The 22,919-nt window shown below is 64.0% G+C and carries 25 protein-coding genes, 2 tRNA genes and 2 pseudogenes; 24 read left to right on the forward strand and 5 right to left on the reverse strand.

Annotated features, from left to right (window positions below; all coding sequences use genetic code 11):
* Positions 1-131: 131 nt before the first annotated feature.
* The 7 genes and pseudogenes from AUC68_RS05120 to AUC68_RS05150 all read left to right on the forward strand — a co-directional run bounded on the left by AUC68_RS05120 (position 132) and on the right by AUC68_RS05150 (position 6,432).
* Positions 132-218, forward strand: a tRNA-Leu gene (locus AUC68_RS05120).
* An 80-nt stretch (positions 219-298) separates the two neighbouring features.
* A complete protein-coding gene (locus tag AUC68_RS05125; protein WP_069437027.1) occupies positions 299-919 on the forward strand; it encodes a ribonuclease D in 621 nt (206 codons plus the stop codon).
* A gap of 128 nt (positions 920-1,047) precedes the next feature.
* Positions 1,048-1,803, forward strand: coding sequence for an LPS export ABC transporter periplasmic protein LptC (lptC, locus tag AUC68_RS05130; protein WP_069436657.1), 756 nt, complete (start codon positions 1,048-1,050; stop codon positions 1,801-1,803).
* Positions 1,800-2,738, forward strand: coding sequence for an LptA/OstA family protein (locus AUC68_RS05135; protein ID WP_083240438.1), 939 nt, complete (start codon positions 1,800-1,802; stop codon positions 2,736-2,738). Before lptC ends, AUC68_RS05135 begins: the two co-directional genes overlap by 4 nt.
* A gap of 343 nt (positions 2,739-3,081) precedes the next feature.
* A pseudogene (gene lptB / locus AUC68_RS05140) lies at positions 3,082-3,980 on the forward strand (LPS export ABC transporter ATP-binding protein).
* 26 nt (positions 3,981-4,006) lie between these two features.
* On the forward strand, positions 4,007-5,548 hold the full coding sequence (gene rpoN, locus AUC68_RS05145; RefSeq protein WP_069436659.1) for an RNA polymerase factor sigma-54: 1,542 nt from the start codon (positions 4,007-4,009) through the stop codon (positions 5,546-5,548).
* Between the two features lie 416 nt (positions 5,549-5,964).
* Positions 5,965-6,432, forward strand: a complete 468-nt coding sequence (locus AUC68_RS05150) for a PTS sugar transporter subunit IIA (RefSeq protein ID WP_069436660.1) — start codon at positions 5,965-5,967, stop codon at positions 6,430-6,432.
* Positions 6,433-6,508: 76 nt separating this feature from the next.
* Here the strand turns inward: AUC68_RS05150 and AUC68_RS05155 are convergent, their stop codons facing one another.
* The gene (locus AUC68_RS05155) at positions 6,509-6,775 is read right to left on the reverse strand and encodes a BQ00720 family protein (RefSeq protein WP_069436661.1); all 267 of its coding nucleotides are present in this window, start codon (positions 6,773-6,775) and stop codon (positions 6,509-6,511) included.
* 20 nt (positions 6,776-6,795) lie between these two features.
* The gene (locus tag AUC68_RS05160; RefSeq protein WP_158008239.1) at positions 6,796-7,143 is read right to left on the reverse strand and encodes an Hsp20 family protein; all 348 of its coding nucleotides are present in this window, start codon (positions 7,141-7,143) and stop codon (positions 6,796-6,798) included.
* Between the two features lie 289 nt (positions 7,144-7,432).
* On the opposite strand from AUC68_RS05160, the gene AUC68_RS05165 reads away from it, so the two are divergent.
* The 5 genes from AUC68_RS05165 (at position 7,433) to AUC68_RS05185 (ending at position 10,321) form a co-directional block, all read left to right on the forward strand.
* Positions 7,433-8,440 (forward strand): quinoprotein relay system zinc metallohydrolase 2, encoded by a 1,008-nt coding sequence (locus AUC68_RS05165; RefSeq protein WP_083240439.1) that lies wholly within the window; start codon positions 7,433-7,435, stop codon positions 8,438-8,440.
* 34 nt (positions 8,441-8,474) lie between these two features.
* Positions 8,475-8,966, forward strand: coding sequence for a thiosulfate oxidation carrier protein SoxY (locus AUC68_RS05170; RefSeq protein ID WP_069436663.1), 492 nt, complete (start codon positions 8,475-8,477; stop codon positions 8,964-8,966).
* A complete protein-coding gene (locus AUC68_RS05175; RefSeq protein ID WP_069436664.1) occupies positions 8,963-9,304 on the forward strand; it encodes a thiosulfate oxidation carrier complex protein SoxZ in 342 nt (113 codons plus the stop codon). The genes AUC68_RS05170 and AUC68_RS05175 overlap by 4 nt, the downstream gene beginning before the upstream one ends.
* Positions 9,305-9,334: 30 nt before the next feature.
* The gene (locus AUC68_RS05180; RefSeq protein WP_069436665.1) at positions 9,335-9,913 is read left to right on the forward strand and encodes a TetR/AcrR family transcriptional regulator; all 579 of its coding nucleotides are present in this window, start codon (positions 9,335-9,337) and stop codon (positions 9,911-9,913) included.
* A gap of 96 nt (positions 9,914-10,009) precedes the next feature.
* Positions 10,010-10,321 (forward strand): hypothetical protein, encoded by a 312-nt coding sequence (locus AUC68_RS05185; protein WP_069436666.1) that lies wholly within the window; start codon positions 10,010-10,012, stop codon positions 10,319-10,321.
* Between the two features lie 101 nt (positions 10,322-10,422).
* On the opposite strand, the gene AUC68_RS05190 is transcribed toward AUC68_RS05185, so the two are convergent.
* Both AUC68_RS05190 and AUC68_RS05195 read right to left on the reverse strand, forming a co-directional pair.
* A tRNA-Ala gene (locus AUC68_RS05190) sits at positions 10,423-10,498 on the reverse strand.
* Between the two features lie 159 nt (positions 10,499-10,657).
* Positions 10,658-11,056, reverse strand: coding sequence for a TIGR02300 family protein (locus AUC68_RS05195; protein WP_069436667.1), 399 nt, complete (start codon positions 11,054-11,056; stop codon positions 10,658-10,660).
* Between the two features lie 99 nt (positions 11,057-11,155).
* Between AUC68_RS05195 and aroA the strand changes: the two genes are divergently transcribed.
* The 12 genes and pseudogenes from aroA (at position 11,156) to AUC68_RS05255 (ending at position 22,523) form a co-directional block, all read left to right on the forward strand.
* Positions 11,156-12,469, forward strand: a complete 1,314-nt coding sequence (gene aroA, locus AUC68_RS05200) for a 3-phosphoshikimate 1-carboxyvinyltransferase (RefSeq protein ID WP_342027459.1) — start codon at positions 11,156-11,158, stop codon at positions 12,467-12,469.
* Complete coding sequence (cmk, locus tag AUC68_RS05205) at positions 12,466-13,107, forward strand: (d)CMP kinase (protein WP_069436669.1); 642 nt, start codon at positions 12,466-12,468, stop codon at positions 13,105-13,107. Before aroA ends, cmk begins: the two co-directional genes overlap by 4 nt.
* Positions 13,108-13,301: 194 nt before the next feature.
* A pseudogene (rpsA, locus tag AUC68_RS05210) lies at positions 13,302-15,001 on the forward strand (30S ribosomal protein S1); the annotation flags it as partial.
* 229 nt (positions 15,002-15,230) lie between these two features.
* Positions 15,231-16,193: a signal peptide peptidase SppA gene (gene sppA, locus AUC68_RS05215; RefSeq protein ID WP_069436670.1), complete on the forward strand. Its 963-nt coding sequence runs from the start codon at positions 15,231-15,233 to the stop codon at positions 16,191-16,193.
* A 51-nt stretch (positions 16,194-16,244) separates the two neighbouring features.
* Positions 16,245-16,544, forward strand: a complete 300-nt coding sequence (gene ihfB / locus AUC68_RS05220) for an integration host factor subunit beta (RefSeq protein ID WP_069436671.1) — start codon at positions 16,245-16,247, stop codon at positions 16,542-16,544.
* Between the two features lie 45 nt (positions 16,545-16,589).
* A complete protein-coding gene (locus AUC68_RS05225; RefSeq protein ID WP_069436672.1) occupies positions 16,590-16,934 on the forward strand; it encodes a LapA family protein in 345 nt (114 codons plus the stop codon).
* 10 nt (positions 16,935-16,944) lie between these two features.
* Positions 16,945-17,163, forward strand: coding sequence for a hypothetical protein (locus AUC68_RS05230; RefSeq protein WP_069436673.1), 219 nt, complete (start codon positions 16,945-16,947; stop codon positions 17,161-17,163).
* Between the two features lie 109 nt (positions 17,164-17,272).
* The gene (locus tag AUC68_RS05235; protein ID WP_342027460.1) at positions 17,273-17,872 is read left to right on the forward strand and encodes a phosphoribosylanthranilate isomerase; all 600 of its coding nucleotides are present in this window, start codon (positions 17,273-17,275) and stop codon (positions 17,870-17,872) included.
* A 55-nt stretch (positions 17,873-17,927) separates the two neighbouring features.
* Positions 17,928-19,154: a tryptophan synthase subunit beta gene (gene trpB, locus AUC68_RS05240; RefSeq protein WP_425283211.1), complete on the forward strand. Its 1,227-nt coding sequence runs from the start codon at positions 17,928-17,930 to the stop codon at positions 19,152-19,154.
* A 2-nt stretch (positions 19,155-19,156) separates the two neighbouring features.
* Positions 19,157-20,008 (forward strand): tryptophan synthase subunit alpha, encoded by an 852-nt coding sequence (gene trpA / locus AUC68_RS05245; protein ID WP_069436675.1) that lies wholly within the window; start codon positions 19,157-19,159, stop codon positions 20,006-20,008.
* 12 nt (positions 20,009-20,020) lie between these two features.
* A complete protein-coding gene (accD, locus tag AUC68_RS05250; protein WP_083240442.1) occupies positions 20,021-21,037 on the forward strand; it encodes an acetyl-CoA carboxylase, carboxyltransferase subunit beta in 1,017 nt (338 codons plus the stop codon).
* 133 nt (positions 21,038-21,170) lie between these two features.
* Positions 21,171-22,523 carry a bifunctional folylpolyglutamate synthase/dihydrofolate synthase gene (locus AUC68_RS05255; protein ID WP_069436676.1) on the forward strand — a complete coding sequence of 451 codons (1,353 nt, stop codon included), beginning with the start codon at positions 21,171-21,173 and terminating at the stop codon, positions 22,521-22,523.
* Positions 22,524-22,546: 23 nt separating this feature from the next.
* Here AUC68_RS05255 and trxA read toward each other — a convergent pair whose 3' ends face one another.
* Positions 22,547-22,879, reverse strand: a complete 333-nt coding sequence (gene trxA / locus AUC68_RS05260; RefSeq protein ID WP_069436677.1) for a thioredoxin — start codon at positions 22,877-22,879, stop codon at positions 22,547-22,549.
* Positions 22,880-22,919 lie beyond the last annotated feature (40 nt).

A 22,919-nucleotide genomic window follows, 5' to 3' on the forward strand; every position in this document is an offset into this window, starting at 1 on the left:
CTAGCCGCGCCTGGTTTCGCAGATGCAACATGCCACGAAGACGGGGCGCCTTGAAGGCGGTTCTTCGTCCCAAGTCCCGTTGCCGAAAGAATTGACATTACGCAGCGCCAATCGTACCTGAACCCGTTCAAGCCCAGGTGGCGGAATTGGTAGACGCGCTAGCTTCAGGTGCTAGTGCCCGTATGGGCGTGGAAGTTCGAGTCTTCTCCTGGGCACCATCGTTCGTCTCGCCGCATTCGGAGCGGCGAGCGCAATTGTCGGCAAAGGGGCGGGACCGCACCCTTCCGGAAAGACGCAATTGAGCCAGTCCTCGACCGTCGAACTCTACAAGGGCGATCTGCCTCCGGGCCGCTTTTCGGCCAAGGCGATCGCGGTCGACACCGAGACGCTGGGTCTCAATCCACAGCGCGACCGGCTTTGCCTCGTACAGCTGTCCGACGGCGACGGGACGGCCGCCCTGGTTCAGATTACGCCGGGCGCCGATGCCCCCGAGCTCAAGCGGCTTCTCGCCGACGAGAGCGTGGTCAAAATTTTCCACTATGCGCGTTTCGACGTGGCCGTGCTCAAACACTATCTCGGTGTCGACACCGCGCCGATCTACTGCACCAAGATCGCCTCGAAGCTGGCCCGCACCTATACGGACCGTCATGGTCTGAAGGATATCTGCCGGGAACTGCTGGGCATCGAGCTGTCGAAGCAGCAGCAATCCTCCGATTGGGGCGCCGACATGTTGAGCCCCGACCAGCTCAACTACGCGGCGAGCGACGTGCTATATTTACACGCGCTGAAGGAGCGGCTGGACAAGATGCTCGAGCGGGAGGGGCGCCAGCACTTTGCGCGCGCCTGTTTCGCGTTTCTGCCCGTCCGCGCCGAGCTGGACCTTAAAGGCTGGTCCGAGATCGATATTTTCGCCCATTGAGGCGCCCGAAAAGCCTCAGGAAATCAAGGGCCACGGTCGCAATCTGATCAAAGTCCTGCGGCTAGGTAGATTGGGCCATGAGGGGCCCCGAATGCGCGGAGCCAGATCCGTGAAAATTGGCGAACGCAATGGCATATGAGGCGAATCTCGCACGCGCGCACGCGCGCCACCGGGTCCGGACGGCCGGAGAGCGCGCCCGCGCGATGCGGAGCGCCAAACGCCATAGCGTGCTCGTCCGCCTTTTGCGCCGGGTCTTGCCTGTTCTGGCTGTGCTGGTGCTTGGCGCCTATTTCTTCTCCACCCGTATGAACGTGCATGTTGGCGGGATCATCGCGAGCATTGACGGCATGGAAGTGACCGACGGCGCCTTGCGGATGCTCAATCCGACCATGAGGGGCACCGACAAGAAGAACGGCGACTACGTCATCAGGGCCGATTACGCGGATCAGGACGTGGCGAACCCGAACCTCGTTGCGCTCAACACGATCAAGGCCGACGTGACCAATACGACCACCGGCGGCTGGTCGCGCATGCGCGCCGTGCGGGGCAAGTTCGATTCGAAGAAGGAGCGGCTCATTCTGAAGGATCGGATCACGCTCGCCACGAGCACGGGTGTGACCGGCGAGCTCTCCTACGCCACGATCGACATGAAGAACTCGATCCTGCGGTCTCACAATCCGGTCGCGCTCGACATGCCCAACGGGACGGTCCGGGCCAACGGGATGACGCTCTATTCGGGTGAAAACACGATCGTTTTCCGGGGGAACGTGGCGGTCCATATCGATCCCCCGAAGAAAGAGGCCGCGGCGCCGGGCGAAACGCCCGCAGCAGCCGCCGGCGGGCCCGTCGCGACGGACGCCGCGCCGGCAGAAACGGTGCAATGATGGACCCGCGCGGGGCGCTGGTCGTCATCGCTGTCTTGGCCGCGCTTGGGGGCGCGTTCGCTCCCCCGGCCCGGGCCGAGGAGGTCAAGAGCGCCTTCAAGGGGCTGTCCAAGAACTCGGACAAGCCCATCGATATCTTTTCCAAGACGCTCACCGTTTACGACGACAAGAAGCTCGCCGTGTTCAAGGGCAATGTGCGCGCGAACCAGGGCACGTCCACATTACGGGCCGCGCAACTCGACGTTCACTACATTGGCGGCGCCAACACGTTGACGGGGCAGCCCGCGCCAGCGCCGGAGAGCATGCAGGGGCCGTCCCAAGACGGCGCGGACGCCGACGCCAAATCACGGATCAAGAAGATCGAGGCGCACGGCAACGTGGTGATCAATAGCGAGGATAATCAAACCACGACCTGCGACTGGCTTCTCTACGACGTGCCTGCCCAGAAGGTCACCGTGCGCGGCAACGTGGTCATCACCAGCGAGGAAGACCAAACGACGACCAGCGACTGGGCGATCTACGACGTGGCCGCGCAGAAGGCCGTGGTGGGCGGCAATGTGGTGTTATCCCAGGGACAGAACGTGCTAAAGGGAGACCGGCTCAATATCGACCTAGCGACAGGCGAGAGCCGGTTCGAGAACACGGGCACGACGGCCGATGGAAGCCGCCGGATTCGTGCGTTGCTTCTTCCGAAGGACGAAAAGAAGAAACCCGGCAAGGAGAAAGAGACGCCGGGCGAGGCCGGGGCGTCCCGCCGGGCCAAGTTCGGTAGCCGGCGTTTCAACGCGGGCAACGGTTCTATTGTTGGCAAGCGTGCCCGCAAGACAGTTGTGCCGGTGCAATCGGAGCGGATCGCACGTGCTGCGCGCGTCCGTGTGTCGCGCCGGACCTTGGCCATGAATGTCGCAGAATTGGTCCGTCACCGATTTCTATAGGATTCAGCAAGCGCTTTAGCCGATATTAATCGGCGGACGCTTTAACCGAAGGGTGAGAGGGGCAGTGGGCAAGGTGTTCTCGATTCCGGGACAAGGGGCAGTCGCAGCTCCTCAGGGTGCCCCTGCCGGGCACCAGCCTAGGCGCACGCCCGGCGAAGACACGGGACACCCGGATCGGCCCGCATATCCAGGCCATCCCACGCAACAGGCCCATCCCGCGCAATCGGCCCACCCCGCGCAACAAGCCCAGCCCGCCCAACAACGCCAGCCCGCGCAGCCAAGTTATCCCGCGCAGCCAAGTCATCCCGCGCAGCCAAGTCATCCCGCGCAGCCAAGGCAGCCCGTGCCGCAAGGCCGGCCCGTTCCGCAGCGGCAGCCGGCCTCGCACCCCGCGCCGCAGCAACGTGCACCGCAAGGTCAGCCCGTGCCGCCGCCACTGCCATCGACGCCGCCGCCCGTGCCACAGTCGCGCGCCGAACATCCCGCCGAGCGGGTGCCCCACGAATTGCACGAGCCGGGCGAGGGCTGGCTGACCGTCCGGTCGATCGTCAAGAGCTTCAAGAAGCGCACCGTCGTTCGGGGCGTAGCATCGACGTGCGGCGCGGCGAGGCGGTCGGCCTCCTGGGCCCAAACGGCGCCGGCAAGACGACGACCTTCTACATGATCACCGGACTCATTCCGGCCGACGAGGGCTCGATCAAGATCGACGGGCAGGACGTCACCCGCCTGCCGATGTATCGCCGCGCCCGGCTGGGGATCGGTTATTTGCCGCAGGAAGCATCCATCTTTCGGGGCCTGACCGTCGAGGAGAACATTCTGGCGGTTCTGGAAACGGTGGAGCCCAACCGGAAAGCGCGCCACGAACAGCTTGACGGCTTGCTTGAGGAATTCCGCATCACGCGGCTGAGAAAGTCGCCGTCCATGCGCCTGTCGGGCGGTGAGCGCCGGCGCGTCGAAATCGCCCGCGCCCTGGCAACCCGGCCGTCCTACATGCTGCTCGACGAACCTTTCGCTGGCATCGATCCGATCGCCGTGAATGACATTCGCGCGCTGGTCCGGCATCTGACCCAGCGCGGAATTGGTGTGCTGATCACAGATCACAATGTTCGCGAAACCCTCGACCTCGTTGGCCGGGCCTATATTATTCATGACGGGTCTGTTCTGACCCATGGGACGACCCACGAGATCGTCAATAATGAAGACGTGCGGCGCGTTTATCTGGGCGACGAGTTCAAGATATGAGTTCCTGATCGCAGATGAGTTCGTAGATGGCGATCAACGCAAAGCTGGAAATGCGCCAGACGCAGAGTCTGGTCATGACGCCTCAGCTGCAGCAGGCAATCAAATTGCTGCAACTGTCGAACGTCGAGTTGAGCACGTTCGTGGAGGGCGAACTCGAGCGCAATCCCTTGCTCGAGCGCGCCGAAGGCGACGGACCGGTTAATCCTTCCGCGGACGATCAGGATGCGGAGGGGGCCGACGCGAAAGGCGAGGGCGCCGCCGAGTCGCGTGAGGCCGACAACTGGGTCGATCTCGAATCGGGCGGCGACAACACCCGCACCGAAGATCTCGATGCAGATCCCAAGGACATGTTTCCGGACTCCGAGGATTTTGTTCCCGGAGCCGTGACGGACAGCGGCTGGACCGGTCTGGCCCAGTCCGGGCCGAGCGTGTCGGAAGACGGCACGGACCTCGAAGCCTATGTGGCCGAGGAAAAGACCTTGCGGGCCCACCTGTCCGAGCAGCTCTCACTCGCGTTCTCCGACCCCGCGCAGCGCATGATCGGCGGCCACATCATCGATCTGACCGACGAAGCCGGTTATCTTCGTGGCGATTTGGCCAGTCTTGCAGCGCAACTCGGCGCGCCGCTCTCGCTCGTCGAGGAGACGCTTCGCGAGATGCAGACATTCGATCCGTGCGGTGTCTTCGCGCGCGATTTGCGCGAGTGCCTCACGCTTCAGCTCAAAGAGCAGGACCGCTGCGACCCCGCCATGGCCGCGTTGATCGACAACCTGCATCTGCTCGCGACCCACGATTTCGTGGCGTTGAAGCGCGCCACGGGCGTCACCGACGAGGACTTGGTCGACATGGTTGCCGAGGTGAAGCGGCTCAATCCCAAGCCGGGTCTGGAGTTTGGCGCGACGCCCGCGCAGCCTATCGTGCCGGACGTTCTGTTGCGCGCCCTTCCCGACGGCAGCTATCACGTCGAGCTGAATTCCGACACGCTGCCGCGCGTGCTCGTCAACCAGACCTACTATGCGAAGGTCACCAAGTCGCCGCTCGCCAAGGACGACAAGAGCTATCTCGTCGACTGCCTGCAGACCGCGAACTGGCTTGTGAAGAGTCTCGATCAGCGGGCGCGCACCATCCTCAAGGTCTCACAGGAAATCGTGCGGCAGCAGGATGCGTTCTTCACATACGGTGTCCGGCACTTGCGCCCGCTCAATTTGAAGACCGTCGCCGACGCGATCTCCATGCACGAATCCACCGTGAGTCGCGTGACGGCCAACAAATACATGGCCACCAATCGGGGCCTGTTCGAGCTGAAATACTTCTTCACCTCCGCGATCGCGGCCACGGGCGAAGGCGATTTCCATTCCTCCGAAGCCGTGCGTCACAGGATTCGCGAGATGATCGATGCGGAGCCTGCGGAGGACGTCCTGTCCGACGACAAGATCGTCGAGCGGCTGAAGACGGATGGCATCGATATTGCGCGCCGCACAGTCGCCAAATATCGCGAAGCTCTGGGCATTCCTTCGTCGGTGCAACGCCGGCGGCAAAAGCGTATCGCGATGGCGGCGAGTGCATAGCAGCACGTTTTTTGCACGATTTGCGGAGGATTGGATTTGACACCCTCCAAGCGCAGAGCTAGCTTCCGGCCTCCGCGATCGAGGCCATAATCGTTTGGGCCGGGACGTTAGTATGTCCCGATGCTGACCTCGTCTCTTGTGGATGCGCACCAGGAAGCGCGTTGTCGCAGGAGGTTGGCGGATCGCCTACGGGAAATAACGACACGGCAAAATACCGGACAGACTTCGTCAAAAACGTTCCGCGTTTTCGTCCAGATTTGCGTTGTATGGCGTCAGCGAGAGATCTCGGGCGCTGTGCCTAGTATGCAGGAAAGAAACGTTCGGCTCGCGCGTGCCGATTGGAACAGACGCGCAGCGGAAATCGTTTTGTTGGTCCGAGTTGACTGCGCCCCACGAGAGGCACACGGGTAATCGAAATGACTTTAGCGGATCTGATCGCGCCCGAAGCGGTGCTGCCCTCGCTCAACGCGAAGGACAAGAAACAGCTGTTGGCGGAGCTCGCCGTCCGCGCTTCGGAGATCTCCGGTCTCCAGCAACGGGACATCTTCGACGTCCTGTTGCAGCGGGAACGCCTTGGGTCGACGGGGCTCGGGCAGGGCGTCGCGATTCCGCATGGCAAGATGCCCGGTTTGAACCGGATTGTCGGCCTATTTGCACGGCTCGCCGAGCCCATCGATTTCGATGCGGCCGACGCGGAGCCCGTGACGATTGTCGTTCTTCTCCTGGCGCCGGAAGGCGCGGGCGCGGATCATCTGAAGGCGCTTGCGCGCATCTCGCGTCTGCTCCGTGATCGTCCGTCGGTGCAGAAACTGAAGTCGTCGAGGGATGCGGAGGCGCTCTATGCCGTCCTCACGCAGGACGATACGGCCTCCCACGCGGCCTAGCACAAACGCCATCGAAGGCGCGTTCGACCGAGGCGCACGCACGCGACGCATGCGTGCGGCAAATGCGTCGGCGGGACTAGTGGACGCTTAAGGGAACGAGGTCGTTCTCGATCGCATTCGCGATGGCCGCGTTGCGGCTGTCCGTCAGCGCGATCGGCGTGCCGTCGGCACCCAATACGGCAAACAGATCGATACCCTCCGGCGTTTCGTCCAGCGCCGGAAACAGCCGCTCGGCATCGTCGAAGTCGACCTGCTTGATATATGCGACTTCGCCTTCCCCGAGCAGCGCAAGCTCCTTGGGGCTCATCGAGGTCTGGCGGTCGTCGTCTTGTCGTTCATTCATTGAAGTGGTTTCCAAACATCTCAGCTTGCGGACGTGATCCCGACCTTGAGAACGCGTTTCTCCTGGTTCGGCCTCTCGAGCTCGATCGCAAGGAGGCCGTTATGTAACTCGGCTTTGCGCACTTCGACGCCGTTGACAAGAGCAAATGTCCTCTTGAAGCGGCGACTGGCGAGGCCCCGGTGGAGGTAGTCCTTGGGCTCCTCGTCCGGCTTTTCGCCCCGGATCTGAAGGGCGCCGCCCGTGATGCTCACGTCCAGTTCGTCGCGGGCGAAACCGGCGACCGCCAGTGTAATCCGCAATCTTTCGGGACAGTGAGCGTCGGCAGGCAGGATTTCCACGTTGTAGGGCGGATACCCGCCCTCTGCCAACTTGGCCGCGGACCCTTTTCGGGCAGCTTCAAAGATGATCCAAAGACGGCCGTCGAGACGTGTCATGTACTGCCCAGCGAAGGATCTTCTGTTTTCCGCTCGCGGCACAGCGTGGAAAACGTCAGGAAATCAACACCGATATGGGTGCCCGGCGACCGAAATCAAGCTTAGACGCCGCGAGGCGCATGGCCAGCACACGAGAGCATCTCGCGCAAACACCCCGGCACAGCCCCTCGCGCGCCACGACAACTTGACGCACCTACCTAGTAATAGGTAGGATGAGTGACAGATGTCGAACCACGCTCATCAGTCCCCAGCGCCCCACCAAGGCCATCGAAGCTGCCGCTGCGGCGTCCACGCCCTGTCGCGCCGGAACGTCGTACTGGCCGCGCTGGCCATCGCCTCCGCCCCCTTGCTGCGCTATCGGCCGGCCCATGCGGCGGCCGCCGATGTGAGCGAGGTCGCGCCCGGCGTCTTCGTGCATCAGGGCCGCTACGAGGTGCAGTCCGCCGCGAATGGCGGCGACATCGCCAATGCGAGCTTTGTCGTCGGCTCCGACAGCGTGGCCGTGATCGATACCTCGGGCAGTGCGAAGCTCGGCGCCGAGTTGCGGGACGCCATCCGGGCCGTCACCGACAAGCCCATCAAATACGTGATCAACACGCATATGCATCCCGATCATGTGTTCGGGAACGCGGCGTTCGAACAGGACAAGCCGGACTTCGTGGGGCACTACAAGCTCGCGCGCGCCCTCGGCACGCGCAAGGACGGCTATCTCGCCGCCAACGAGCAAATGATCGGCGCGGACGGTTTCGCCGGGAGCAAGATCGTTCTTCCGACGGTTGGCATCAAAGAGGCGACGAAGCTCGATCTGGGCGGCCGGGAGCTGTTGCTGGAGCCCCAGCCGACGGCCCATACGGACAACGATCTGATCGTCACGGACCTGAAGACGGGGACGCTCTTTCTGGGCGATCTTCTGTTCTCGGTGCACGTGCCGACCATCGACGGCTCGATCAAGGGCTGGCTGGAGGTCCTCGACGCGATGGGGCAGCGAAAAGCGGCCCGCGTCGTGCCCGGCCACGGTCCGAAAACCATGGAGTTGCCCGAGGCGCTTGAGCCGGAACAACGCTATCTGTCGGCCATTGCCGACGACGTCCAGCAGCAAATCGCTGCCGGTAAGACGCTGGAACAGGCCACGGCATCGGCCGGTTTTTCGGAGAAGGATGCCTGGAAGCTGTTCGACCAGTATCATGTGCGCAACGTCACCGCGGCTTTCGCGGAACTTGAATGGGAATGATCCCGATCGAAGTGATGAGAGGAAGTTCAAGGCCATGACCTACGCTTTCAACACGCTCAGCCGAATGCTCTGCGGCGCCGTGCTCGCAGCCTGTGTCGGCGTTCTTGCGGCGACCCCGGTCCACGCCAAGGAGGACCTCTGGCCCATTCTGCGGGAGCAGGCCTTCGGCGATCGTCCGATTGCGGAGGAGGATGGCGCCGTCGTCCTCGAAACGCCGCAGAAGGTGGAAGACGCAGCGCTCGTACCGATCACCGTGCGCGTGCCGCCCCACGTGAAGGACAAGCTCAAATCCTTGTCGATCTTCATCGACAACAATCCCGATCCCAAGGTGGCGACGCTGAACTTCGGTCCGGCTGCGGGGGCAGGCGGCGAGCGCAGTTTCGCAACGCGCGTCCGGGTGGACAATTTTTCCCATGCCCGGGCGGTGCTCGAACTCGAGGACGGGAGCCTGCACATGGCCTCGAAGTTTCTGGCCGCGGCGGGGGGATGTGCCGCCATGCAGGCCAAAGACCCGGAAGCGACATGACCGGCCTTGGAAAGACGATCGTCCGCACCTTCGAGCCTGCGTTGAGCAGCAACCCGATCTGGTCGGCTCAAGTGATGATCAAGCACCCCAACCACAACGGCATGCAGCTCGATATCAACACGGCCAAGTTCATTCCGGCCCGTTACATCAAGGAAGTCACGGTGAAACGGGACGGTGAGCTGGTATTTACGCTCGACGGCACCTTCTCGATTTCCACCAATCCGAACCTTCGCTTCACCTTCGCAAAGGGCGAAAACAACGTGCTCGACGTTACGGCGGTGGACACCGACGGAGAGGCCTTCCACGGAACCACGACCCGTCGTCAGGGCGGATCCTAGGCGCAAGGTCAGGGCGATCGAGAGGCGGCAATGTCGATTGGAACACGCGATCTCTTACTGAAAGAGGCGGAGACGTTGGCTCGGACGCGAGGCTATGCGGCGTTCAGCTATGCGGATCTGGCCGAACGCGTGGGCATAAGGAAGGCGAGCGTCCATCACCACTTCCCCACGAAGGAAGCCCTTGGCGTTGCGCTGGTCGATGGCTATCTCGCCAAGTTCGAGCCGGCGCTTGCTGCCGTGCGCGAGGACGAAACGTCGGCCAAGGCGCGGCTTGCCACCTATAGCGGCTTTTTCGTCGACAGCCTGAGCGACGGGTTGATGCCGCTCTGCGCGGCGCTGTCCGCCGAGGCGGCCGCATTGCCCCAGTCGATGCAACGGCAGGTGTCGACGTTCTTCGAACTTCATCTCGATTGGCTGTCCGGGGTCGTTCGGGACGGGATCGCCGACGGGGAATTTCGTGCCGACCTCGACGTGCGGCAGACGGCGACCATGCTGCTCAGCGTCGTGGAAGGGGCCAGTCTCGTCGCCTGGGCGCTAAAGGACAGTACACGTATCGAGCCGACCTTCTTGCAGGCCGTCGCAAGCCTTGCCGAGACCGGCACGGACTGAGTTTGTTTAAAGCACACAGCCTGTTCGGGGTCGATTGCCCGGCAAAAGGCGCCTACGATCCAGCGCGTCGGTCTTGCGAGGAAACGGAGACAAGCAATGCGCCTACTCAGATTCGTGCCGGTTTGGATGCTCCTCGTATCGGTGCAGGCGGTCGCCTATGACGGGTTCGACGCGGATTTCTCCACCTGCACCCAGGGAAACGATAGCGGTGCGGTGGTCGCGGCCTGCTCACGATTGATCGACAACGCGGCGGCCGAGAACGCGATCACCGGAATGTTCTATGGTCTCCGAGCGGCGAACGGCAGCGATGCGGCGCAGAACTGCGCCGATGCAAAGAAGTCGCTGGCGCTGGCCGACGACGCTGCCATCAAGACCTTGTCTCAGCAGCTCATCGATTCGAACTGCTGAGGCGCCCCACGGTGCGCGAATCCGCAACGCGCCGCCGTTGACGCGTCATAAGCAAGCGCAGGTCACACGCCTCGGCGGTGAACGGTCGTCTTATCGGGGATTGGTGGAGCCAGGCGGGATCGAACCGCCGACCTCGTGAATGCCATTCACGCGCTCTCCCAACTGAGCTATGGCCCCTTGAGGAAATATCCGGAATCCGAGTGCGCGGCGCGCTCCGTCGAATTCAGACCGCATCGTTTATGCCCAGCGGCCCGTTCGTTCAAGCGAAATGCGACTCGGAGCCGAAGATCGGCGGGAATTGAAGCCGGCCGGCAGTGCTAGACCGCCGTCGCGTGCTCAGCCTTCGTCTTCCCGCTCGCTCTTGACGATGTCGGTGACGTCGTCGTCTTCGTCTTCGTCGTCCTCGAGAAACGCATCTTCATCGTCGCTATCGGGGATGTCCTCATCGTCATCTCCGATGTCAGCGATCTCTTCGTCCTCGACCCCGGCCTCCTCGGCCTCCTCCGCCTCATCGAGGCTGATGACCTCGGCGCCACCCATGACCGGTGTATCGTCTTCGGCCTCGGGCTCCGCTGCTGGCTTCGCCACTGGTGCGGCCGCGCTACGCCGGGACGGCGTTGCGACGTGGTAAACGGCTTGGCAAACGGGACAGGTAATCGGCGAACGACCCAGATCGTAAAACCGCGCGTCACAGCTCGCGCACACGCGCTTGGTTCCCCGTGCGGGTTTCGACATGACTCTCCTCAAACGTAGTCTAAGCGTGACTCCCCATTGCCACGCCTCATGCGTAGTGTCAAAAGCTATCAAGCATCCTCAAACAGCAATCTCACCTCCATGCCGCAGCCCCTGACAGCTCGCCGATCCGCGCCGATTTCCGGCCGTGTCAAAGTCCCCGGCGACAAGTCGATTTCCCACCGCGCTTTGATCCTGGCAGGTCTGGCGACCGGGCGCACGCGCATCGAAGGCCTGCTCGAGGCCGACGATGTGATGGCGACCGCACGTGCCATGGAGGCGCTGGGCGCCACGGTCTCGCGCAGCGGCGCCGCGTTCGAGGTGTTGGGGCAGGGGGTCGGCGGCCTCACGGCCCCCGACGGCGTTCTCGATTTCGGCAACTCCGGGACGGCAAGCCGGCTCATGCTCGGCGTTCTTGCGGGATATCCGATGCGCGTTGCGATGACTGGCGATGCCTCGTTGTGCCGGCGGCCCATGAGCCGCGTGCTGGCGCCGCTGTCCGAGATGGGACTAACGGTGGAGGGCGACAAGGACACCCTGCCGTTCACCGTGGAGGGGACGGCGGATCTGTTGCCGATCGTATACGAACTGCCCGTGCCGTCGGCCCAGGTGAAGTCGGCGGTCCTGCTGGCGGGGCTCCATGCCCCTGGACGGACCACCGTGATCGAGCCTCTGCCGACCCGGGACCACACCGAGCGCATGTTGAGATTTTTCGGTGCCGAGATCGACGTGAAGACGCGCGACGACGGCGGCCGGGCCGTGACGGTCGGGGGCGACGCGGAACTGACCGGTGCCCACGTGATCGTGCCGGGCGACCCGAGTTCGGCGGCGTTCCTCGTTGCCGCTGCGCTCATCTGCCCCGGCTCGGACCTCGTGATCGAGAACGTCCTTCTCAATCCCACGCGCACGGGATTTTTCGAGACGCTGCGGGAGATGGGGGCCGATATCGAAATCCTCGGCGAGCACGACGAGGCCGGCGAGCCCGTGGGCGATCTGCATGTCCGGTCGAGCAAGCTCAAAGGGATGCGTGTGCCGCCCGAGCGGGCGCCTTCGATGATCGACGAATACCCGATCCTCGCGGTCTTGGCCGCCTTCGCGCAAGGCGAAACCCGGATGGAAGGCTCGGCCGAACTGAAGGTGAAGGAGAGCGATCGCCTGGCCGCCACCGCGGCGGGGCTTGCCGCCTGCGGCGTCGAGGCCCGCATCGAGGGCGATGATCTCATTGTCTCCGGACGGGGCGCCGTGCCGGGCGGCGGGGTGGTCGAGACCCACATGGACCATCGGATCGCCATGGCCTTCCTGACGCTCGGATTGGGTTCGGAGGCACCTGTGACCGTCGACGACATCGGCATGATCGCCACGAGCTTTCCGGATTTCGTGCCCCTGATGCGCGGTCTGGGAGCGCAACTTCCATGATTGTCGCGATCGACGGACCGGCCGCCTCCGGCAAAGGGACCCTGGGCAAGCGCGTTGCCGCGCATTACGGCCTGCCACACCTGGACACGGGGCTCCTGTATCGCGCGGTCGCGCGAGACGCCCTGACCCAAGGCGTCGACCTGGACGATGCCGAGGCCGCGGCCAAGGTGGCCTCGGCGCTCGACGTGGCGACGCTCGGCGATCCGGCCCTTCGGACGGTGGGGGCGGGCGAGTCCGCTTCCCGGGTTGCCCGCCATCCGGCGGTCCGGACCGTGCTCCTCGCCTATCAGCGGAGTTTCGCCTACGGCCCGGAGGGAGCGGTTCTGGACGGCCGGGATATCGGCACGGTGATTTGCCCCGATGCCGACGTGAAGCTCTTCGTCAGCGCCTCCCCGGAAGTGCGGGCCCTGCGCCGTTTCTTGGAGCTAACGGGCCGTGGGGTCGCGGTCTCCGAGGCCTCCGTGCTGGCCGATATCCGGGCCCGGGACGAGCGGGACTCGACCAGAGGCGCCGCACCGCTGGTCCGGGCGCCAGACGCGGCCTTGCTCGACACCACAAATTTGGATATAGACGCGGCGTTCAGGGCAGCTATCGATTTGATCGAGGCTGCGATGAGCCGCGCAGGGCGGGCCGGTTGAGGCCATGCCCATTTGGCGTTGGCCCATCGTCTTTGGACAAGCTTGAAAGACTTTTCGCGCGGTGAAGCGAAGCGGGCCCGGCCTCCGGAGAGGGCGGCAGTCCGAGGCGCTTTCGTCGCATTGAATTAACATCAAACCTCGGGTTCCGCCGTACCAGGCAACGAGCCACCGACGAACGCCGAGTAGGAGTTCAAATGACCGAGCCGCAGACCAGCATCAGCCAGCCTAGCCGCGACGAGTTCGCAGCGCTTCTCGAGGAATCTCTCACCGGCGCAGCGCTAGTGGAAGGCAGTGTGGTCAAAGGAACCGTCGTCAGCATCGAAAAGGATGTGGCGATCATCGATGTGGGCCTGAAGACCGAAGGCCGCGTCCCCCTCAAAGAATTCGGCGTCCCGGGCGCCCCCTCCACGCTGGCCGAAGGCGACACCGTTGACGTCTATCTGGAGCGTGTCGAGAACGCAGCCGGCGAAGCGGTCTTGTCCCGCGAGAAGGCCCGCCGCGAAGAAAGCTGGGTCCGCCTCGAAGAGAAGTACAAGGCCAATGAGAAGGTCGAAGGCGTGATCTTCAATCGCGTCAAGGGCGGCTTCACCGTCGACCTGGACGGCGCCGTAGCCTTCCTTCCGGGCAGCCAGGTGGATATCCGTCCGATCCGTGACGTCGGTCCGCTCATGAACAGCCCGCAGCCCTTCCAGATTCTCAAGATGGACCGCCGCCGCGGCAACATCGTCGTGTCGCGCCGCTCGGTTCTGGAAGAGACCCGGGCCGAGAAGCGTGGTGAGATCGTCTCGCGGCTGAAGGAAGGCCAAGTTGTTGACGGCGTGGTCAAGAACATCACCGATTACGGTGCGTTCATCGACCTTGGCGGTATCGACGGCCTGCTTCACGTCACCGACATGGCCTGGCGCCGCGTCAATCACCCGAGCGAGATCGTCAATGTCGGCGATACCGTGAAGGTGCAGATCATCCGCATCAATCCCGATACCCAGCGTATCAGCCTTGGCATCAAGCAGCTCGAGGCCGATCCGTGGGAAGGCATCGCCGCGAAATACCCGGTCGATGCCCGCTTCAAGGGCACGGTGACCAACATCACCGATTACGGTGCCTTCGTGGAGCTGGAGCCCGGCGTCGAGGGCCTGATCCATGTCTCCGAGATGAGCTGGACGAAGAAGAACATTCACCCCGGCAAAATCATTTCGACGAGCCAGGAGGTCGAGGTCCAGGTTCTGGAAGTCGATCCGGACAAGCGGCGCATTTCGCTCGGCCTCAAGCAGACCCAGGAGACCCGTGGGTCGCCTTTGCCGCGGCGTATCAGCCCGGTACGGAGATCGAGGGTCAGATCCGCAACATCACCGAGTTCGGCCTGTTCGTCGGTCTCGACGGCGGCATCGACGGCATGGTCCATCTGTCCGACTTGGACTGGTCCAAGTCCGGGGAGGAAGCCCTCAAGGAGTACAAGAAGGGCGATACGGTGAAGGCCGTTGTCCTGGAAGCGGACTCCGAGAAGGAACGCATCAGCCTCGGCATCAAGCAGCTTGCCGCCGACCCGTTTGCGGGCAGCGCCTCGTCCGAGAAGCTCGCGAAGGGCGCGCGCGTGACCTGCGAGGTGACGGCCGTCAAGGACAATGGCATCGAGGCCAAGTTGCTCGACCATGACCTTACGACCTTCATTCGCCGCTCCGATCTGTCCCGTGACCGCTCCGAACAGCGTCCCGATCGCTTCGGCGTCGGCGAGAAGTTCGATGCCGTCGTGACCCAGGTGGACCAGAAGACGCGGAAAATCTCCGCTTCGATCAAGGCCCTTGAGATTGCCGAAGAGAAGGAAGCGGTGGCCCAGTACGGCTCGACCGATTCCGGCGCTTCGCTCGGCGATATCCTCGGTGCGGCTCTGAACAAGGTCAAAGGCGGCGACGACGAGGGCGCAGCGGAAGTTGAGCCCGAAGCGGCGGCCAAGCCGAAGACCAAGCGCGCCGCGAAAGCCGCCGCCGATGGCGAGGGTGCCGGCGAGGCCTCCGCGGAGGAATAGTCCGGCACGCCTCAAGGCTGCCTGAATTTCACTGTTTCACGGGCCGTGGTCTATAATGGACCCACGGCCCGTTTTTCTGCCTGATCCGGAGCCACGATCCATGAGCCTAGACGCGGAACGCGTAGTCGAACGGCGCCGCCTCAAGCGGCGCGTTTCCATTTGGCGGATCGCCGCCGTCCTTCTCGCCGTGCTTTTTGTCGGCGTGTTGCTCATGGGCGACCAGCAGGCGGGCCGCTCGGGCGGGATCCTACCCCACGTGGCGCGCATCACCATCGACGGTGTGATCACGAACGACCGCAAGGTCATCAACCTCCTGAACAAGGTCGGCAAGGCCGACCAGGTCAAGGCGGTGATCCTCGAGGTCAACAGTCCCGGCGGCACCACGACCGGGGGCGAGGCCCTGTACGATGCGATCCGCCGGGTCGCGAAAAAGAAGCCCGTGGTCGCGACGTGCGGGACCCTGGCCACGTCCGCAGCTTATATCGTCGCCCTCGCAACCGACCGGATCTTCGTCTACGGCAACACCATCACCGGTTCCGTCGGCGTCATCTTCCAATGGGCCAATGTGACCGAACTGATGAAGACCCTCGGCATTCAGTTTGAGGACGTGAAGAGCGGGTCGCTGAAAGCGGTGCCGAGCCCCTTCGAGCCGACCACCGAGGAGGCGCGGGCCGTGACCGAAGAGATGGTCGAGGACGCCATGGCGTGGTTCGTTGGCCTCGTGAAGACGCGGCGCGAAATCGACCCCGCCGACATTCCGGGCCTGACCGAGGGACGCATCTATTCGGGCCGTCAGGCCGTCGAGTACAAGCTTGCCGACCAGATCGGCGATGAGCTTGCCGCCCGCAACTGGCTCGTGAAGGAGCGCGGCGTTCAGGAGGGCCTGCGGATCAGGCAGTGGAAGCCGCGCAAAGAGGAAGAGGGTTTTTTCGGTCTTGTCATGGACTCCGTGGCCTCGGCCTTCGGTGTTTCCGGGAGCAAGGTCGCCGCGCTGCTGGACCAGGCCGCCGCGGTGCTTGAGCTTGACGGTCTGGTTTCGGTTTGGCACCCTGCGTCTCATTAGTGGGGCTTGGAGCGCAGCGGGATTTGGCTGTGGTCCTTTTGGGGCGTGCCAATGATAAAATCCGAGCTGATCCAGCGGGTGGCCGCCGCCAATCCGCATTTGTTCCATCGGGATGTTGAGCGCATCATCAATATTATCCTCGACGAGATCACCGGCGCTCTTGCACGCGGGGATCGTGTCGAGTTGCGCGGCTTCGGGGCCTTTACGGTCAAGCACCGCGCCGCACGCCAGGGACGTAATCCGCGGACGGGTGACACGGTCTTCGTCGAGGACAAATACGTGCCCTTCTTCAAGACCGGCAAGGAATTGCGCGAGCGCCTCAACCCCGACGACAGCCAGGGCAGCGCATAGCGCGGACGGCGTTTGGCCCGTGCCGGGCCGCTTGAGGAGCAAGACGTGACGCGGAAGCTCGTGCTGGGACTTGTGATCATCCCGCTTGGGTTGGCGCTGATCGCGCTTGCCGTGGTCAATCGCGGGCCCGCGGAACTCATCCTGAATCCCTTTGGCGGCGAACACGGCTATATGGTCGAGGCGCCGCTGTTCCTGTTTCTGCTCTGTGCCTTCGCGCTCGGCCTGTTGATCGGCGGGTTTGCGTCCTGGCTCAACCAGGGCAAGTGGCGCCGGACGGCCAAGGCGGAGGCCCGGGACGCGCGGGACTGGCGCCGCCAGGCGGACCGCTTGGAGCGGGAGCTGGAATCCGTCCACGCCTCCCAGCAGCGGCCGCAGCTCCCCGCCCAGTAGGCGCTTCTCCATGGACCCGTTGACCGTTTTCGGTCTGATCGCGGTGGCCGCCATGCTGGTCACTTACGCGCTTGAGGAACGCAGTCCCTGGTTCATTCTGGCCTTTGCCTTTGCCTGCCTCCTCGGGTCGGCCTATGGCTTTCTCCAGGGGGCCTGGCCTTTCGGCGTCCTTGAGGCCATATGGGCCGGGGTGGCCGCGGACCGCTGGCGCCGCCGGGTTGTTCGGTAACGTCGATATTGCAGTGCGATGGACTTAAGGGCTTGGATTTCATAGGGTGAGCCCCGCTCGCGGCCTGCGACCCGGCGACTGCGAGTCTCAACCATTTTTAAGAGTTCCCGTGACGGTCGAAGTTAAAATCTGTGGCGTGCGGACGCCTGCCATCCTCGACGCGGCGATCACTGCCGGGGCGGGTTTCGTCGGCCTTGTGTTCTTCCAAAAGAGCCCGCGCAATCTGACGCTCGAGAATGCGCAAGCCCTCGCGGCTGCCGCGCGCGGACGCGCGAAGACAGTCGCCGTGACGGTCGATCCAGACGATGCGCTGATTGACGCGGTCGTGGCCGAGGTCCGGCCTGACGTGCTGCAACTGCACGGGTCCGAGACCCCGAAGCGCGTGGCCGCCATCAAGGTTCGCACCGGCTTGCCGGTGTTCAAGGCCGTCCCCGTTGCCGAGGTTGCCGATCTGGCGGTCGCGGCCCGCTATACGGATGTCGCCGACACGATCCTGTTCGACGCCAAGGCGCCGCCCGGAGCGGATTTGCCAGGCGGTAACGGAATGCGTTTCGACTGGAAACTCCTGCACGGAGTCACGGCGCCGTTCGCGCTGTCGGGCGGCCTCGATGCCGGCAATGTCGCCGAGGCGATCCGGCTGTCCGGCGCCGGCCTCGTCGACGTGTCTTCGGGGGTCGAGACGCGCCCGGCGAGAAAGACGCCGCGCTGATCGAGCACTTCGTACGAGCGGTGCGGGACGCCGCGCCACAGCATAAGAAAGCCTCATGACGACGATGACCGATGCCTTGAATACCTATCGCGGCGGTCCCGACGAGCACGGCCATTTCGGCCTGTTTGGCGGGCGCTATGTGGCCGAGACGCTCATGCCGCTGATCCTGGATCTGGAGCGGGCCTATAACGAGGCGAAGGCCGATCCCGAATTCCAAGCGGAACTCGATTCGCTGAATGCCCATTACTCGGGCCGTCCGAGCCCGCTCTATTTCGCCGAACGGCTCACCGAGCATCTCGGCGGCGCCAAGATCTACTTCAAGCGTGACGAGCTCAATCACACCGGCTCTCACAAGATCAACAATTGCCTCGGGCAGATCCAGCTCGCCCGGCGCATGGGCAAGACCCGCATCATCGCGGAGACCGGCGCCGGCCAGCATGGCGTGGCGGTCGCGACCGTGGCCGCGCGGTTCGGGCTGCCTTGCGAGATCTACATGGGCGCGACCGACATCGAGCGTCAGAAGCCGAACGTGTTTCGCATGAAGCTGCTGGGCGCCAAGGTCAATCCGGTCACCTCGGGCTCCGGTACGCTGAAGGACGCCATGAACGATGCCTTGCGCGACTGGGTCGCGAACGTGCACGACACGTTCTACATCATCGGGACCGTCGCCGGTCCTCACCCTTACCCGGCCATGGTGCGCGACTTTCAGTCTGTCATCGGCAAGGAGACGCGCGCGCAGATGATGGAGCGCGAAGGACGTCTGCCGGACACGCTCGTGGCCTGCATCGGCGGCGGCTCGAACGCGATGGGGCTGTTTCATCCGTTCCTCGACGACCGCGCGGTCTCGATCTACGGCGTGGAAGCGGGCGGATATGGCATCGACGTTCCGAACGGGCATGCCGCGTCCATGACGGGTGGGGAGCCGGGCGTGCTGCACGGCAACCGCACCTATTTGCTCCAGAACGACGACGGCCAGATTCTGGAGGGCCACTCCATCTCAGCGGGGCTCGACTATCCCGGGGTCGGTCCGGAGCATTCCTGGCTCAAGGATACCGGCCGGGTCACCTATGTCGCCGTGACCGACAAGGAGGCCCTCGAAGCCTTTCAGCTCTGTACCCGGCTCGAAGGCATCATCCCCGCGCTCGAACCCTCCCACGCGCTGGCGTATGTGCGCAAACTCGCACCCGAGCTGCCGAGCGACAATCTGTTGGTCATGAACATGTGCGGCCGCGGCGATAAGGACATCTTTGCCGTCGCCGAACACCTCTCGATGGAGATGTAGGCATGACCAGGATCGATCAGACATTCGCCAGGTTGAAAGCCGAAGGGCGTGGGGGCCTCGTCACGTTCATCACGGCGGGCGATCCCGACTACGAAACGTCCCTGTCGATGCTGAAAGGCCTTCCCGCCGCCGGTGCCGACATTGTCGAGCTGGGCATGCCGTTTTCGGATCCCATGGCGGACGGCCCGGCGATCCAGGCGTCCTCGCTGCGCGCCCTGAAGGCCGGACAGAACATGAAAAAGACCCTGTCCATGGTTAGGGAGTTCCGGAAGGAAAACCAGGCAACCCCGATCGTGCTGATGGGCTATTACAACCCGATCTATGTCTACGGCGTCGACCGCTTCGTGACCGATGCGAGCGAGGCCGGCGCCGACGGGCTCATCATCGTCGACATGCCACCGGAAGAGGACGAGGAACTGCGTCCCGCTGCGGCTGGAAAAGGCTTGAACTTCATACGGTTGGCGACGCCAACCACCGACGCGAGGAGGCTCCCGGCCGTGCTCGCGAACACGTCGGGTTTTGTCTATTATGTCTCGATCGCCGGAATAACCGGGACCGCGGCCCCGGACATCTCGTCCGTCGGGGCGCATGTGGCGCGCATCAAGGCCCATACCGACCTTCCGATCGCGATCGGCTTCGGCGTCAAGACGCCCGAGCAGGTTCGGGAGCTTGCGGCGCTGGCGGAGGGCGTCGTGGTCGGGTCGGCCCTGGTTGCCTCGATCGCCGAGACGCTCGACGAGAACGGCCAGGCGACCGCGGAGACCAAGCCGAAGCTTCTGGGGCTGGTGGAGTATCTTTCCGAGGCCTTGCATCAGCTGGCCGAGCCTCGGCGATCTAGAGCGGCAGCAGCGTAGAGAGTTGGACCAGTGAACTGGATCAATAGCGTCGTCAGACCAAAAATCCGCAGCTTCCTTCGCAAGAAGGAGATGCCGGACAATCTCTGGGTCAAATGCCCGGAGACAGGCCAGATGATCTACTACAAGGATCTGGAGGCCAATCAGTTCGTCGTCCCCGGCTCCAACTTTCATATGCGGATGACCGGCCCCGCGCGACTCAAGGCGCTGTTCGACGACGGCAAATACGCGGCGCTGCATCTGCCGGACGTGCCTCAGGACCCGCTTAAATTCCGCGACGAGCGGCGCTATTCGGAACGCCTCAAGGACGCCCGCAGCAAGACCGGGCTCAACGACGCGATCCATTCGGGCATCGGCAAGTTGCACGGCGACACGGTCGTCGCCGCGGTTCAGGACTTCGACTTCATGGGCGGCTCGCTCGGCACGGCGGCCGGAGAGGCCGTGATCTCCTCCATGCGGGCGGCGCTCGTGCGCAATGCCCCGTTCATCCTGTTTGCGGCCTCCGCGGGCGCGCGCATGCAGGAAGGCATTCTGTCCCTCATGCAGATGCCACGGACCACGGTGGCCGTGGAGGAACTGCGCGAGGCCAATCTTCCCTATATCGTCGTGCTCACCAACCCGACCACCGGCGGTGTCACCGCCTCCTACGCGATGCTGGGCGACATCCATATCGCCGAGCCGGGCGCGCTGATCGGCTTCGCCGGCCCGCGCGTGATCGAGCAGACTATCCGCGAGCAACTGCCGGCGGGCTTCCAGCGGTCCGAATATCTTCTGGACCACGGCATGGTGGACATGGTGGTCCATCGCCACGACCTCCGCGCGACGCTAGCGCGCGTGTGCAATCTCCTCCTCCATCGGCGCCTCGACGCCAATGCTGAAGACGCCGTGAAGGCGCTGGCGCATCTGCCTGCGGACGCGCCTCCGCCGCGGACCAGCCGCCCGCGGAGGCACGAGACGGGGCCGCAAAGCACAGCGGAAACGGGCTCGCCGTCCGCGACGACGGTGAACCCGAGACGGACGAGGTCTTGACGAGCGCACCAAGCAATGGCGCTAATCAACAGACGTCTCAGAATGCGTGAGTTGCATTGGGCCGGTTCCTTTGACGAGGGCCGCCCAAGCCAGGCACCCGGAGCAAGGGTCCTTCGATAAGGCCGATTGAGGATTGACCACTCTTCCCGATAGCGCTGGTGGTGCATCGCTCGACCCGTCCGAGGTCATGAGCTCGACGCTTCTTGAGCGGCTGAAGTCTCTTCACCCCCAATCCATCGACCTATCGCTCGGGCGCATCGAGGCGCTTCTCGCCCATCTCGGAAACCCGCAAGACAAGCTCCCGCCCGTGGTGCATATCGCCGGCACCAACGGCAAGGGCTCGACGCTCGCCTTTGTGCGGGCGATCGCGGAAGCCCTCGGCAAAGGGGTGCATGTCTATACCTCGCCCCATCTGGTCGACTTTCACGAGCGGATCGTGTTGGCGGGGCCGCACGGCGCCGCGCCGATCAGCGAGGACCATTTGGTCGATTGCCTGGAACGTACCGAAGCCGCCAATGCCGGTGCACTGATCACCCTGTTCGAGATCACGACGGCTGCGGGCTTCCTCGCATTCGCCGAAGCGCCTGCCGATCTCTTGCTGCTCGAGACCGGTCTCGGCGGCCGGCTCGATGCGACGAACATGGTCAAGAAGCCGGCGCTCACGATCATCACGCCCGTCTCCATCGACCATGTCTCGTTTCTCGGCGAAACGCTGAGCGAGATCGCGGCCGAAAAGGCCGGGATCCTGAAACCGGGCGTGCCCTGCATCGTCGCGCGGCAGGAGGCCGAGGCGCTCGCTGTCATCGAGGCCCGTGCGGATGAGGTCGGTGCGCCGCTGCATGTGGCGGGCCGGGACTTCGATGCCTACGAGCAACAGGGCCGGCTTGTCTTCCAGACGACATCGCGCCTGCTCGATTTGCCGCTCCCGCGCCTGGCCGGCCGCCATCAGATCGACAATGCGGGCGTGGCGATCGCCGCCGCCAGCGTCATTTTCGGCGACGCGCTCACCCAGAGCGCGCTCGAAAGCGGCATTGCGAGCGCGCACTGGCCGGCCCGTCTCGAGCGCCTGCCGATCGGCGCGCTCCATGCCTATGCCAGCGAGGGCACGGAAATCTGGCTCGACGGCGGCCACAACGAAGCGGGCGGCCAGGCCGTCGCCAACGCGCTCGCAGAACTCGACGAGCGCGTTCCTGGTCCCGTGCATGTCATCTGGGGCATGATGGAGACCAAGGACGCAACGCGCTTCATCGCGCCCTTCAAGGGTCTTGTGGAGCGGATCTACACGGTCCCGATCCCAGGCGAGCCGAACGCCTTCGACCCCGCGCCGCTGGCCGATGCGGCCCGGTCGGAGGGGTTCGACGCCGTTCCCGTGACCAGCGTGCAAGAGGCGCTACTGCGCTCCGCCACGAGCGGGGATGCCGCGCGCATCCTGATCTGCGGCTCGCTCTACCTGGCGGGCCACGTCCTCAAGCTGCATAAAGGCTGAAGCTGAAGAAGCGCGGGTGCGCTCTACGCGACGCCGTCGACGGCGCCCCCAATCCAGGCTGCCAGCTGGTTCTTCGGATAGGCGCCACGAAGCGTGTCCACGACCTCGCCGTTCTTGAACAGGATGAGCGTGGGAATCGCCCGGACGTTGTACTTGGCCGGGGCGTTCGGATTCTCGTCGATGTTCAGCTTGGTGATCTTGACCTTGCCGCCGAGGTCCTTGGCGATCTCCTCGAGCGCGGGAGCGATCTGGCGGCAGGGACCGCACCATTCGGCCCAAAAGTCCACCACGACAGGTGTCTCGGATTTCAGAACTTCTGCTTCGAATGTGTCGTCTGAAACCTTGTTGGTCGCCATTGATCGTCTCTCCTCGTCGCCGGTCAGGGTCCCTGGCCGG

It is taken from the genome of Methyloceanibacter methanicus (assembly GCF_001723285.1).
GTDB lineage: Bacteria > Pseudomonadota > Alphaproteobacteria > Rhizobiales > Methyloligellaceae > Methyloceanibacter > Methyloceanibacter methanicus.